General features: G+C 71.3%; 9 protein-coding genes. 2 read left to right on the forward strand and 7 right to left on the reverse strand.

Annotation, left to right across the window (positions count from 1 at the left end):
- Nucleotides 1–34 precede the first annotated feature (34 nt).
- Nucleotides 35–700 (reverse strand): DNA-3-methyladenine glycosylase I, encoded by a 666-nt coding sequence (locus tag JOF44_RS02945; protein ID WP_245348828.1) that lies wholly within the window; start codon nt 698–700, stop codon nt 35–37.
- Nucleotides 693–1559 carry a siderophore-interacting protein gene (locus JOF44_RS02950; protein WP_209887194.1) on the reverse strand — a complete coding sequence of 289 codons (867 nt, stop codon included), beginning with the start codon at nt 1557–1559 and terminating at the stop codon, nt 693–695. The genes JOF44_RS02945 and JOF44_RS02950 overlap by 8 nt, the downstream gene beginning before the upstream one ends.
- Before the next feature lie 81 nt (nt 1560–1640).
- On the opposite strand from JOF44_RS02950, the gene JOF44_RS02955 reads away from it, so the two are divergent.
- Together JOF44_RS02955 and JOF44_RS02960 are read left to right on the forward strand one after the other, a co-directional pair.
- Nucleotides 1641–3137 carry a phytoene desaturase family protein gene (locus JOF44_RS02955; protein WP_209887198.1) on the forward strand — a complete coding sequence of 499 codons (1497 nt, stop codon included), beginning with the start codon at nt 1641–1643 and terminating at the stop codon, nt 3135–3137.
- A gap of 192 nt (nt 3138–3329) precedes the next feature.
- On the forward strand, nt 3330–4757 hold the full coding sequence (locus JOF44_RS02960; RefSeq protein ID WP_209895638.1) for a peptide MFS transporter: 1428 nt from the start codon (nt 3330–3332) through the stop codon (nt 4755–4757).
- A gap of 97 nt (nt 4758–4854) precedes the next feature.
- On the opposite strand, the gene JOF44_RS02965 is transcribed toward JOF44_RS02960, so the two are convergent.
- The 5 genes from JOF44_RS02965 to JOF44_RS02985 all read right to left on the reverse strand — a co-directional run bounded on the left by JOF44_RS02965 (nt 4855) and on the right by JOF44_RS02985 (nt 12815).
- A complete protein-coding gene (locus JOF44_RS02965; protein WP_209887201.1) occupies nt 4855–6642 on the reverse strand; it encodes a glycoside hydrolase family 2 protein in 1788 nt (595 codons plus the stop codon).
- 169 nt (nt 6643–6811) lie between these two features.
- A complete protein-coding gene (gene helR / locus JOF44_RS02970) occupies nt 6812–8992 on the reverse strand; it encodes an RNA polymerase recycling motor ATPase HelR (protein ID WP_209887204.1) in 2181 nt (726 codons plus the stop codon).
- A gap of 149 nt (nt 8993–9141) precedes the next feature.
- Nucleotides 9142–9579, reverse strand: coding sequence for a GNAT family N-acetyltransferase (locus JOF44_RS02975; protein WP_209887207.1), 438 nt, complete (start codon nt 9577–9579; stop codon nt 9142–9144).
- Nucleotides 9580–9640: 61 nt separating this feature from the next.
- Nucleotides 9641–11047, reverse strand: coding sequence for a hypothetical protein (locus JOF44_RS02980; protein ID WP_245348829.1), 1407 nt, complete (start codon nt 11045–11047; stop codon nt 9641–9643).
- A 97-nt stretch (nt 11048–11144) separates the two neighbouring features.
- On the reverse strand, nt 11145–12815 hold the full coding sequence (locus JOF44_RS02985) for an HNH endonuclease signature motif containing protein (RefSeq protein WP_209887210.1): 1671 nt from the start codon (nt 12813–12815) through the stop codon (nt 11145–11147).
- Nucleotides 12816–12982 lie beyond the last annotated feature (167 nt).

The following is a 12982-nucleotide window of genomic DNA, read 5'->3' on the forward strand; positions in this document are numbered from 1 at the left end:
CCGGGGAGGGGGCGAGGTCTGTGACGAACTGTGGCTAGGCGGCCGGCGTCCCGTCGGCCGCCCAGATGCCGGAGGTCCCGCGGCGGTGGGAGCCGACGAGATGGGTGTCGACCAGGCCGAGCGCCTCCATCAGCGCGAACATCGTCGTCGGCCCGACGAACCGGAAGCCGTGGCGCTTCAGCTCCTTCGCCAGGGCACGGGACTCCGTGCTGGTGGTGGGCACCTCACCGGCCGCGGCGGGGACCGGGGTGCGCTGGGGGCGGTAGGACCAGACCAGCTGCCCGAGATCGCTGCCAGGGCCGAGATCGCCGCGGGCCCCGAGACCGGTCGCAGTGCGCAGGGCGATGGTGGCGCGGGCGTTGGCGATGGTCGCCTCGATCTTGCCGCGGTGGCGGATGATCCCGGTGTCGGCCAGCAGAGCCTCGACATCGGCGGCGTCGTAAGCGGCCACGGCGTCCACGTCGAAGCCGGCGAAGGCGCGGCGGAACCCTTCCCGGCGGCGAAGGATCGTCGCCCAGGAGAGCCCGGACTGGAAGCCTTCCAGAGCGAGGCGCTCGAACACCCCGTGCTCGTCGCGGACGGGCAGGCCCCATTCGGTGTCGTAGTAGCTGCGCAGGTCCTCGTGGACGGCGGCCCACCGCGGGCGGGCCAGGCCGTCCGGACCGACCACAAGATCGGAGTCATCCCCGTTCTCAGTCATCGATCTTCCCGATGGGCTCGCGCTTCTCCGCCTGGAACTGGTCCTCGATGCGGCCCAGCGCCCAGTAGGCGGAGATCGAGATCTGGTCGCGCGCGATGCCGGCGTCCGTGACCAGGACGCGGCGCAGCTGCTTGGTCAGCGCCCGCTCGGCATGGCAGAACACCTGCAGGCCCGCGGTGGCCGAGAGGTCCAGCGCCGACACGGCCTCCAGCAGCCGCTCGCGCTGCCCGATCACCCAGCGCAGCTCGACGCCGGCGGGGTGAGGGAGCTCGAGCAGATCCTCCTCCTCGTCGAGCTGGAGGAGCACCAGGCCGGTGGCCGCCGGATCCATCGATTCCAGCGAGGCGGCGATCGCCGGCAGGGCGGCGTGGTCGCCGATCAGCAGATGCGAGGAGGCGGACTCCTCCGGCGTGTAGCCGCCGCCGGCGCCCATCAGGGCGATGCGGTCGCCCGGCTGCGCCTCGTCGGCCCACCGGGCGGCCGTGCCGCTGTCGGCCCCGTGACCGTGCAGCACGACGTCGAGGTCCAGGCTCTGGGCCTCGTCGTCCCAATGGCGCACGGTGTAGGTGCGCCGCGCGGGCAGCAGCTCGGGGCTGTCCTCGCGCAGGGCGTCGAGGTCGAACGGGGGCTGCAGGCCGGAGGCCGGCTCGGGGATCAGCAGCTTGACGTAGGCGTCCGCATGGGTGTTGCGGTTCAGGTGCGCGTACTGCTCGCCGCCGACGGTCACGCGCAGCAGTCGCGGGGAGAGGCGGGTCTTGCCGCGGACCTCGAGCACGGCCTGCTTCCGCGGCTTCTTCGGCCCGCGCTGCGTCGTGGCGGCGGGAGGCGTCGGCGTGGACTGGGCAGTGGTGGTCTCCATCCCCTCAGATTACGCGACACCCGAGTTTCGTAAATGTCTCGACCGCCCATCGGACAGGCATCGGCCGTCTAGGCTGGGACGATGAGCGCGCATCCGTCCCCGGCCCTCGATGCTGTCGTCGTCGGCTCCGGTCCCAATGGTCTCGCCGCGGCGGTGACCCTGGCCCGGGCCGGTCTGCGCATCCAGGTGCTCGAGAGCCAGGACACGATCGGCGGCGGAGCCCGGACCCTGGACCTCGGCCTGGCCGACGGGATCGTCCACGACCTGTGCTCCGCCGTGCATCCGCTGGCGCTGGCCAGCCCGTTCTTCGAAGCTTTCGACCTGGGAGCCCGCGGGGTGGACCTGATCGCCCCCGAGGCCTCCTACGCGCAGCCGCTGGACGACGAGCCCGCGGCGATCGCCTGGCACGACGCGGACCGCACCGCCGAGGGGCTCGGCGCCGACGGCCCGACCTGGCGCGCGACGCTCGGCACCCTGGCGCGCCACCAGGACCTGGTGGCAGAGCTCGCCCTCGGCGACAAGCGCTCGATCCCGCGTGCGCTCCTGACCACGCCGCACACGCTCGCGATCGCCCCGCTCTTCGGCGCCCTGGTCGGCCTGCAGGGCTCCCCGGCCTGGGACCTGCCGCTGCGGACCGAGCGGGCCCGTGCCCTGCTCGGCGGGGTCGCGGCCCATGCGATCGGCCGGATCCCCTCGCTGGGACTGGCCGCCACCTCCGCGCTGCTGGGCACGATCGCGCACGGGGCCGGCTGGCCGATCCCCGTCGGCGGCTCGCAGTCGATCATCGACGCGCTGACCGCGGACCTCCGGGCGCACGGCGGTGAGATCGTCACCGGTCACCGGGTGCGCACCTGGCGGGACGTGCCGCCCGCCCGTGCCGTGCTGCTGGACACCACCGCCGGGGCCGCCGCGGACATCCTCGCCAACCGACTCCCCCGCTCCCTCGAGTCCGCGCTGCGCGGCTTCGGCCACGGCGACGCCGCCGCGAAGGTCGACTTCGTCCTCTCCGGCCCGGTGCCCTGGCGGGACGCCGAGGTGGGACGGGCCGGGACCCAGCACCTGGGCGGCACCCGCGCCCAGATGGCCGCGGCGGAGGCCGAGGTCGCGGCGGGCCGCCTGCCTGATCATCCGGTGACACTGGTCAGCGACCCGTCGGTCGCCGACCCCTCCCGCCGCGGAGGCGAGCTGCGCCCGCTGTGGAGCTACGCCCACGTTCCCGCCGGAGACCCGAGCGATCCCACCGAGCTGGTCACGCGGCAGATCGAGCGCTTCGCCCCGGAGTTCCGGGACGTCATCGTGAGCTCGCGCGGGATCAGCGCCGCCGACATGGCCCACCACAATCCGGCTCTCGTCGGCGGAGACATCACCATGGGCGGGGTGACGATGGCGTCCATGATCGCCCGACCCACCCCCCGCTGGGATCCGTACCGTCTGGGTGCGACGAGCTGGTACCTGTGCTCTGCGGCCACTCCGCCGGGGCCGGGGGTGCACGGGATGAACGGCTGGCACGCCGCGCGCCGGGTGCTGCGCCACGAGTTCGGCCTGCGCGGGACGCCGGATCTGTCCCCGGGCTCCTGAGAGATCCTGGCCGCGCCCGCAGTTCTCTGACATCTGTCCGGGCGACTGACCGGTCACATCCGCTCCCAGGGGATTGCCGAGCACCGGGAAGGTGGCGCAGGATCGATCACCGTGAATGACTCAGACCCCTCTGATCCGGTGGCCACCGACGTGGTCGGCACGGACGAGCACAATCCCTCGGGCCGGACCTTCATGGGCCAGCCGGGGCCGTTGGCGAATCTGTTCAGCGTCGAGCTGTGGGAGCGGTTCAGCTTCTACGGGATGCAGGGCATCCTCGCGATCTACATGTACTTCAAGACCACCCAGGGTGGTCTGGGGATCGATCCGACGGTCGCCGCGAGCATCGTCGGCGCCTACGGCGGCTCGGTCTACGTCTTCTGCATCCTGGGCGCGCTGGTCTCGGACCGGCTGCTGGGCCCGGAGCGGACCCTGTTCGCCAGCGCCGTGATGATCATGCTGGGCCACATCTCGCTGGCCCTGCTGCCCGGCGTACCCGGGCTGGTCACCGGCCTGCTGCTGGTGGGCATCGGCTCCGGCGGGCTGAAGGCGACCGCCGCCACCCTGGTCGGCTCGCTCTACGACCTCCACGACACGCGGCGCGACGCCGGCTTCTCCATCTACTACATGGGCGTGAACATCGGCGGCCTGCTGGGCCCGCTGATCACCGGGTTCGCGCAGAAGGAATGGGGCTTCCACCTCGGCTTCGGCCTGGCCGCGATCGGCATGGCGATCGGCCTGGCCCAGTACCTGCTCACCCGACACAATCTGCCGACGACGGTGCACACCGTGCCGGATCCGCTGCCGCGCGCCCAGCGCCCGCTGTGGGCGGGCATCGCCGTGGTGGTCGTGCTGGTGGTGCTCATCCTCGTCCTCAGCGGCGTGATCACCCCCGACAACCTCGCGAACATCATGGTGGGCCTGTCGCTGGTCGGGGCCATCGCCCTGTTCGCCTTCCTGCTGAGATCTCGCAAGATCAGCGCCGACGAGCGCTCCCGCGTGGTCGCGTTCATCCCGCTGTTCATCGGCACCACGGCGTTCTTCGCCCTGTTCCAGCAGCAGTTCACGGTGATCACGCTGTACTCGGACAACCGCCTGGACCGTGCGCTGCAGCTGCCCTTCCTGGGCGAGTGGGAGATGCCGATCCCGTGGGTGCAGTCCTTCAACCCGTTCTTCATCATCGTGCTGGCCCCGCTGTTCGCGGCGCTGTGGACGAAGCTCGGCACCCGTCAGCCCGGCACCCCGGTGAAGTTCGCGATCGGCATCATGCTGATGGGCTCGGCCTTCCTGCTGTTCCTGCCGATGGTGCCGGTGGCCTCGGTGCCGGTCCTGTGGGTCGCGATGATCATGCTGGTGGCCACGCTCGGCGAGCTGTCGCTTTCGCCGGTGGGGCTGTCGCTGGCGACCAAGCTGGCTCCCGCGGCGTTCCCGGTGATGATGATGGCGCTGTACAACCTGTCGGTCGCGCTGGGCACCTCGCTGTCCGGCTCGCTGGCGCAGTTCTATTCTGCCGAGACCGAGGGCACCTACTTCGGCGTGCTCGGCGCGGTGACCATCGTGATCGGGCTGATCATGCTGGCGGTCGCCAAGCCCGTCGGAAAGGGCATGCGCGGCATCCGCTGACGCGCCCGGCCGCCGGAGCGACCGTCCGCGACCTCCAGGAGCCGCACCACCGTCACGGTGGGGCGGCTCCTGCGCTGCGTCGGGGCGGCTCGCGAGCTCAGGGACGCCCGGTGACGAACGCCCGGATCACCGCGGGATCGAGCTTCGGCCGGCGGTCCGCGTCGGCCAGGCCGTTGGCCTCCTGGAGCGTGTCGGTGAGCTGGGTGTAGCAGTGCCCGGCCAGGACGGGGGTCCCGTTCAGCGCTGCGAACAGGCCGGAGACCTTCTCCGCGAACTCCTCGGCGGTGGTCACGGTCGCGTACCCCCAGGTGCCCTCGGCGGCGTAGGCGACGCCGCCGAACTCGGTGATCATCACCGGGGCGCCGTCGGCGAGAGCGACGGCGGCGTCGTCGATGGGTCGGCGCCCCTGGGGGCCGCGGCCGGCGAGCACCTCCCCCACCGCGGCCTCGTCGGTGTAGCGGCGCGCGAGCACGTCGGCGTCGGTGGTGTAGTCGTGCAGGGCGAGGATGTCCCCGCCGGTGATCTCGTAGCCGTCGTTGGCGACCACGGGCCGGCTCGGGTCCAGGGCCCGGGTGAGCGCGGTGAGCGCGATCGTGAGGTCCTTCTGCGGGGCGTGGTCGGCGAGATCGCGCACGCCCCAGGACTCGTTCATCGGCACCCAGGTGACGACCGACGGATGGGCGCGCACCTGTTCGACGATCTCGGTCCACTCCGCCGTGATCGCGGCGACGGCACGGGGGGAATAGGTGTAGGCGTTCGCGGTCTCGCCCCAGATCAGCAGGCCGAGCTTGTCGGCCCAGAACAGGAAGCGGGGGTCCTCGACCTTCTGGTGGATGCGGGCGGCGGTGAAGCCGAGCTCCTTGATCAGCTCGACCTCCTGGCGGTACGCCGCGAGGCTCGGGGCGGTGAGCTGGGAGGTGGGCCAATAGCCCTGTTCGAGCACGGAGCGCACGAAGTACGGCTCCCCGTTGAGCAGGAATCTGCCCCGGTCGATGCCGGTGGTGCGCAGACCGAGGTAGCTCGCCGCCGTGTCGACGACCACGCCGCCCACGAGCACCTCGAGGGTGACGTCGATCAGCGCAGGGTGCTCGGGGCGCCACAGCAGTCGATCGCGGTCCTGGGTGTTGCGGACGGCGGGCACGTCGACCGTGGTCTCGACCCGCGGATCGTGGGCGGCGACCTCCACCGCGCCGAGCGACTCCTCCCCCGCCGCGAGGGCGATCCGCACCGTGGTGCCGGGTTCGGGGCGCTGCGCCAGGCGCAGGCTCACGTCGACCCGGGCGCGCGGCATGTCGACGTCCCACTGGAAGCTCGTCAGGTGCTGCTCGGGGACGGTCTCCAGCCAGACGCTGCGCCAGATGCCGGTGGAGCGGTGATACCAGATGCCATGGGGCTGCTCGCGCCAGTCCTGCTTGCCGCGCGGCAGCTCGACGTCGTGGGGGTCGTCGAACGCGCGGACCACCACCACGTGCTCCTCCCCCGCGTCCAGCAGATCCGTGAGATCGCAGGTGAAGGCGGTCTGGCCGCCGACGTGATGGCCGGCCAGTTGCCCGTCGACCCACACATGGGCCTCATGGTCGACGGCGCCGAGGTGCAGCAGGCTCCGCCGCCCCGGCGTCGGGACCGCGGTGATCGTGCGGCGGTACCACACGATGGGGTGGAAGCCGGTGTCGTGGATCCCGGAGGCCTCGGACTCCGGCACGAAGGGCACCGTGATCGTGCGGTCGAAGTGTTCGGAGCGGTCCGGCTCGTACCAGCGCTCGGTCAGCCCCGCGTCGGCGTCGTCGTGGGCGAAGCCCCAGTCTCCGTCGAGCGAGGTCCAATCCTCGCGCATCATCGTGGGACGGGGGTGGGTGCCGTCGTGCGTGCTGGCGCGCAGCGTCATCGGGTCGCTCCTGGGCGGTCGGTGAAGAGGTGAGCAGGCGGGCAGGACGTCCTGCCGTGCTCGTCCAGCCCAGCCTGCCACGTTCGTGTGCTCACGTGGGAATCTGCCCACGGACAGCCGATTCGGTGACCACAGGGCTTGCGCCGGTCACCGGGTGGAGCGGCGATGATCATGCGCTCGTGAGCACCACCAGCTCCGCCGTCGCCCGGGTCATCGCCACGTAGCGGGCCGCCGCGCCCGGCAGTCCTTCGCCGAAGTCCCCGGGATCCACCAGCACCACGAGATCGAACTCGAGCCCTTTGGCCAGCCGTGGGGTGAGCGCCGCGACACGGGTGGTCGAGGCGAGGGTGGGGTGCCCGATCACGCCGGCCGTCCCCTCCGCGTGCTCGGCGAGCCAGGTCTCGAGGATCTCCTCGAGCTGCTGGGTGCGACCATGGCGGACGGGCAGGCCGGACTCCCGGATGGAGGTGGGCACGTTCGCGTCCGGCAGCTCGGCGCGGATCACCGGCGCCGCCTGCTCCATGATCTCCCGCGGGGTGCGGTAGTTGATCGACAGCTCCGTGAGCTCCATCCGGTCCAGGCCGATCCGACCGAGGTGCTCGCGCCAGGTGTCGGGGAATCCGTGCGCGGCCTGGGCGCGGTCTCCGACGAGGGTGAGGCTGCGGGAGGGGCAGCGGCGCAGGATCATCGCCCATTGGGCGTCGGTGAGCTCCTGCGCCTCGTCGACGATGACATGGGCGAAGGGCCCGGCCAGCTCGTCCGGCGGGGCGATCTCCACGGCGGTCGCGTCCTCGAGAGCGTTCTTCAGGTCCTGGCCGCGGAGCATGGACATCTCCTGCATGTCCGAGCTGTCGGAGTCGATGAGGTAGTCGACCATGAGCTCGACCTCGTCCACCGTCTCGCGGCGGGCGGTCTCCTGGCGGCGACGGCGCGCGTCGGACCCGGGATCCCCGAGGCGGTGCCGGGCGGCGTCCAGCAGCGGGAGGTCCGCCTCGGTCCACGAACGGGGGTCGGTCCGCTGCAGCAGCGCGACCTGCTGCGCCGTGAGGCTCGGGGCGCAGCGCCGCAGGTAGGCGGGGACCTCGAAGAGGTCGCCGACGAGGTCGGTGGCCCGCAGGATCGGCCACGCACGGTGCACGAGGGTCACCAGCTCCTCGTCGTAGGACAGCGCCGTGCGCACCTGGCGCAGATCGGGGTGCTCGTCGTATGCGTCGGCGAGCTGTGCGGCGACGATCTCGGCGAGCTCCTCCCAGATCTCCTCGCGGGCGAGGTTGTGCGCCGTGGCGGAAGCGACGGCATCGAAGGCCTCGGCGAAGTCCTCCTCGCCCAGGAGCACCGCGCCCCAGTCCGTCTCCAGCTGGTGGTCACCGCGCGGCGGTTCCTCGTACAGGGCGACGGCGGGCTCGATCGCCTCCACCAGCGTCGAGGTCGCCTTCAGCGCGGCGAGGTGCGGATCGGGCTCGGGCCCGGCGTTCTCCCCCTCCGGCACCAGGTCCGCGAGAGTGCAGGTGCGCACGTCGTCCTCGCCGAGGCTGGGCAGCACGTCGGCGACATAGCGGAGGTAGGGGTGGTGGGGGCCGACGAACAGCACCCCGCCCCGGCGGTCGCGCAGGCGCGGGTCGCTGTACAGCAGGTACGCGGCGCGGTGCAGGGCGACGACGGTCTTGCCGGTGCCGGGGCCGCCGTCGACCACCAGCGGGCGGCGGGCGCTCGCGCGGATGATGGCGTCCTGGTCCGCGGCCAGAGTGGTCAGCACGGACTCCATCTGAGGACTCCGCGCCCGGTTCAGGGTGGCCAGCAGCGCGGATTCGGTGTCGAGGGCGGTATCCGAGGCCACCTCATCCGCCCCGGTCAGGTCCTCTCCCTCGACCGAGATCAGGGTCTCATCCCAGTAGTCCCGGACCCGTCCGCCCGACCAGCGGTAGCGGCGGCGGGAGGCCAGACCCTGCGGGTCGGCGCGGGTGGCGGCGAAGAAGGGCTCGGCGGCCGGGGAGCGCCAGTCCACCAGCAACGGCTTCCCGTCCCCGCCGTGCACGGCGAGACGGCCGACGTAGATCGGCTCGGACCCGTCGGCCGGGGTCATCCGGCCCAGGACCGCGTCGAGTCGGAAGCTCTCCAGACCCCGCAGGCGAGTGCGGAAGTGGGCGACCTTCGCGTCACGCTCGACCCGCCCCTGGGCATCCCCGGTCTGGTGCGCAAGGGCGGCGTCGAGAGCTCGGCGGACGTCGCCGATGTCGGCGGCCAGCGCTGCGGCGATCGCACGGAACTGCTCCTCGTCGCGGCTGACGCGCTCTACAGCGGCTTTGCGCCGCGTGCGTGCGGGCAGGTCGAAGGTGCTGGTCTGCGTCATGTCTCCCCCGGTGATGGTGCTCCGTCGCGGGCCGTCGGGCCGCACGAACGAGTGATTCTTGCGCACCGAAGGGGCCTTGCCGCAAGCCCCGTACCGGGGCATAGACTGGGCATACGCCAGGGGGAGGCGAGTCCACGCCCCATGGCCCCTCAGCCCCGTCGCAGCTCCAGCCAGTCCTCGGCGCCTTCGAGCTCGTTCCACCCCCGCTGTTCGTAGAGCGCTCTCCCCTCGGCCGAGGCCTTGAGCACGACGCGCTTCAGCCCCAGCGGCGCGAGATCCTCCAGCACCTGGTCGATCAGCTCCCGAGCGAGCCCGCGCCGACGGTGCACAGGATCGACGATGACGTCGGCCAGCCACGCGAAGGTCACCTGATCGGTGACGATCCGGGCGTAGGCGACCTGCCGCCCGGTCGCAACCTCGTAGAGCCCGTAGTTGCGGGACGTCTCGATGATGCGGTCCTGGGCCGCCCTCTCCCGGCCGGCCGCCCAATAGGTCAGCGTGCTGAGCACCTGGTGGATCCACGCGTGATCGAGGCGGGAGTCGTCGGTCGAGAACTCGTACGGGGCGGTGCCGGAGTCGTCGGTCATCCCACCATTGTGGTCTCGAGGGCCAATGACCGCGACGCGGTCCCATCTGTGATGCCCCCGCTCAGTCGGTCCCGGACCCGTGCGTCTCCTGGTCCTTGATGAGAGCCACCAGGGCGGCCATCACGGCCGCGGAGCCGCGGTATCGCGCCCCGTCGCGGGTGAGGACGCCCGACTCGGTGAGCGCATCCAGGTCCACCTGCACATTCGACCACCGCTGCCATTCCTCGACGCTGCGCTCTGCTGCGGTGCGCTCGACGGACGCCTGGGCGCGGCCTTCCTGCGGGGCACGGTCGAGGTTCTCGTGGAGGTCCAGTCCCTGCTCGCTGCAGGCGACCAGCAGCGCGGCGAGGGTGTCGGGCATGCCGCGGAACCCGCCGTCGTCCGGCTCTCGGGCATCCCGGCCGAACATCGTCGCGGTGAGCACGGCGTGGCCGAACTCGACGAACTTCTCCGGATCATCGCTGCGCGTCACGTACGGGACGGGGCCCGGTTCGCGGCGCACTCGGGTGCCGGTCAGGCTGAGCCAGCCGCCGTCGAGCAGCGTGATCCAGGGCCCGGCGATCTCGGGGTGCTGCCACATGCTGCGCACGGTGCGGGCCGTCCCGGTGGCCTCGAGCAGGGCGGTGCAGTCGGTCCGGGTCAGCGCCTGGGTACCGGTGATTCTGCGGCTGCCGTCGCCGACCAGGTCCAGGATGCCTGCGGCCACGGCGACGAAGGAGTTGTCGGCATAGACCTGCGACTCCTGGTCGGTGCCGAGCTCTGTGACCGTGATGCCGTCGCCGTCCTCGAGCTCGGGCAGGAACCACGGCCAGGAGCTGCTGCGCAGGCTCTCCTCCCGCGCGGCCCGCAGCGATTCATCCCGGTCGAAGGGCACGGTGGGGTCGTCCAGCCGTCCGGTATCGCTGAGCTCGACCCGTTCGTCATCGGGCAGTGAGTTGTACCAGTGCATGTACCCGGCCAGCTCGTCGTCGTCCTCGAGGTCCACGCCGAGAGCGAGGCCGTGGCCGAGGATGTTCGTGGAGAAGGAGCGGCGGGAGGGGTCGTCGGCTGCTTCGAGGGTCGCGAACTCGAGGGACGAGAGCATCATGGGGGCGGCCTGCGGCGGCATGGAGTCCGCGGCCCAGCGGCCGGTCTGTCCCAGATAGGTGAAGAAGCGGCCGAGGGTGGGGACCATGTCCATCGCATGCTCGCGGGGCTGGATGACGGTGCGCGGGACGACCTCGGTGAGCAGTTCGGTGGCCAGCTCTTCGGTCCACAGTCCGGGTTCGGGACTGGCCTGCTGCTCCGCCTTCAGCCGCAGCAGCGTCTCGAGCGTCCGCACCTCATCGGCGGCGGGGGCGTCCTCGTCGGCGGTCAGTCGCCAGGTGCCGTACTCGGACAGCACGTGTTCCCGTTCCTGCTGCCACTGCTCCTGCGTGGCCGGGTCCGGTTCGTGGGAGGAGCGCTCCCGGGGCGAGTTCTCCGACATGCCCCCAGCATGACGGTGCAGGGCGGATCCGGCCACCGGACGAGGCGAAGTTTCCCTGGTGGCGTACACACAGGGCACGCCGGGCGAGACAGACCGCTCAGAACGGCGGATCGGAGAACGATGCCGCCCCGACGAGCGCAGGACGATCCGCGCCACCGGACGCGTCTCCCGGCCCGGCAGGAACTGCACCATCGGCCGGCTCTGGACCATCGGGCGGATCGCTCGCATCGGCCGGATCCGTGTCCTCGAGCAGTCCGAGACCTTGCAGGCGGAGATCGTCCCCGAGCCGCATGTCCTCGTACGCCTCCCAGGAGCTCTGGAGGGCCGCGGCGAGTTCCGGGGTCAGCAGATCCCGGTTCTGGTCGGTGGTGATGATGGCGCGATCACCGATGTGCCATGTGGTCGTGCCATCCGGTCCTCGGACGGGGTCGAGAAGCCCTCGGGTTTTCATGTCGTGGTGCGTCCAACACAATCGATGAAGATTCTCGAGAGCGGTCTGCCCGCCCTTCTCGGGATTCCTGTGATCGTATTCCTCGATATGGTCCGCTTCGCCGATCGTGCACACATTGTTGGTGCAGCCGGGCACGGCGCAGACCGGGTCGAGCAGGCGGAGATGCTCGGCCATCGCGGTGGTCGGAGAGTACGTCGTCGGCGGCAGCGGAAGGTAGGCACCGTCGGAGGGATCGGTGAGGATCCGGTACCAGGTGGGCTCGTCGGCCGCGAGGTGGCGGGCCATCCGTGCGGGCAGCGGGATGGTGCCGTCGATGGTGCCGGGGGCGTCGGACTCCCCCAGCAGGGTCATGGCCGGGACGATCACCTGCAGGCGGAAGCGGCTCTGGGGCACCTGGACGCCCGAGGTCTCGAGCATGGTGCGGGTGAGGATCGCGTAGCGCAGGGCTGCCAGCGGCATGCGGTATGCCGTGCGGGCGACCTCGCCGTCGATGTCGAAGGGCGCGGGGCGCCCCTCCTTCGCGGCATGGCGCTGCTCGTTCTGGACGGCGCGCGCTGCCAGGTCGAGGCGGCGCGAGAGGTCGAGCATCTCGTGAATGGGTCCGGTGACGAGCAGGCAGGCGGTGCCGTCGTGATCAGGATTGATCTCGAGGGAGACGTCCCGCTGCTCGGGCGGCGTCTCACGGACCGCCGCCATCCCGAACCAGGCGATGAGCTTGCCCAGCTCCCGCGAGAACCGATCCGCGGTGATGTTCTCCAGGTCCCACTCGGCGACCCTGTCGTCGACCTGCTGGCACTGGTCGGAGGTGAGCCGACGAGTCCGTCGCAGCAGCTGCTCGAACCATGAGACCGGGAGGTGGCCTGCCTCGAGGCGGGCGAGCGTGTGGGGCAGGTCGACGACGGCGGTGGCGGCATCGCGCAGCAGCGTGCGCGCCCGATCCAGCGTGATCCGGCGCGCGTCGGCGACGAGGATCGCGTTCATGTCGCCCTCTTCGCTGGTGTCGTCCCAGAGCATGGCGAGCTTCCGCAGGCGACCGGCGTAGGCCAGGGCCTCCTCGTGATGGGTGGCGAACAGCTCTCGGGCGAGCTGCTCCTCGACGCATCCGGGTTCGACGTGCGAGTGGGCGGCGAAGGTGTCCGGATCCAGCGGCGTGTGGGCGCGGACCGGCGTGCGCGGGGGCCCGGCCGTGCGGGGAGCCTTCGCCGACGCGGCAGCGTGCGCGGTGTCGGTCGCGGCTGACTCAGCGGAGTCTGTCGAGTCGGCTGCGTGCGCCGAGTCGGCCGACATTCCCGTCGTCGTCGATGTTTTCGCGGCCATCCCGCACCCCCTCTGCTGCCCGAGTCGTTCCCTCTATTTTAGAAGCTCCGTTCGACGAATACCAGTGGTTTCGTGAACCCGTCCTAAATTGTGGATAACCACCCCGTGTGGAGGAAGGTTCGCGATGTGCCCACGCACGACGGCGGCCCGGCGTCGGGGTCTCCCCC

Source organism: Brachybacterium fresconis, from assembly GCF_017876515.1.
Lineage (GTDB): Bacteria > Actinomycetota > Actinomycetes > Actinomycetales > Dermabacteraceae > Brachybacterium > Brachybacterium fresconis.

Excerpts from the sequence above, each read along its gene's own strand:
- JOF44_RS02980 (WP_245348829.1), bottom strand. The coding sequence starts at position 11,047 with ATGTCGGAGAACTCGCCCCGGGAGCGCTCCTCCCACGAACCGGACCCG.
- JOF44_RS02965 (WP_209887201.1), bottom strand. The coding sequence starts at position 6,642 with ATGACGCTGCGCGCCAGCACGCACGACGGCACCCACCCCCGTCCCACG.
- JOF44_RS02945 (WP_245348828.1), bottom strand. The coding sequence starts at position 700 with ATGACTGAGAACGGGGATGACTCCGATCTTGTGGTCGGTCCGGACGGC.
- JOF44_RS02975 (WP_209887207.1), bottom strand. The coding sequence starts at position 9,579 with ATGACCGACGACTCCGGCACCGCCCCGTACGAGTTCTCGACCGACGAC.
- JOF44_RS02960 (WP_209895638.1), top strand. The coding sequence starts at position 3,330 with ATGGGCCAGCCGGGGCCGTTGGCGAATCTGTTCAGCGTCGAGCTGTGG.
- JOF44_RS02950 (WP_209887194.1), bottom strand. The coding sequence starts at position 1,559 with ATGGAGACCACCACTGCCCAGTCCACGCCGACGCCTCCCGCCGCCACG.
- JOF44_RS02985 (WP_209887210.1), bottom strand. The coding sequence starts at position 12,815 with ATGGCCGCGAAAACATCGACGACGACGGGAATGTCGGCCGACTCGGCG.
- helR (WP_209887204.1), bottom strand. The coding sequence starts at position 8,992 with ATGACGCAGACCAGCACCTTCGACCTGCCCGCACGCACGCGGCGCAAA.
- JOF44_RS02955 (WP_209887198.1), top strand. The coding sequence starts at position 1,641 with ATGAGCGCGCATCCGTCCCCGGCCCTCGATGCTGTCGTCGTCGGCTCC.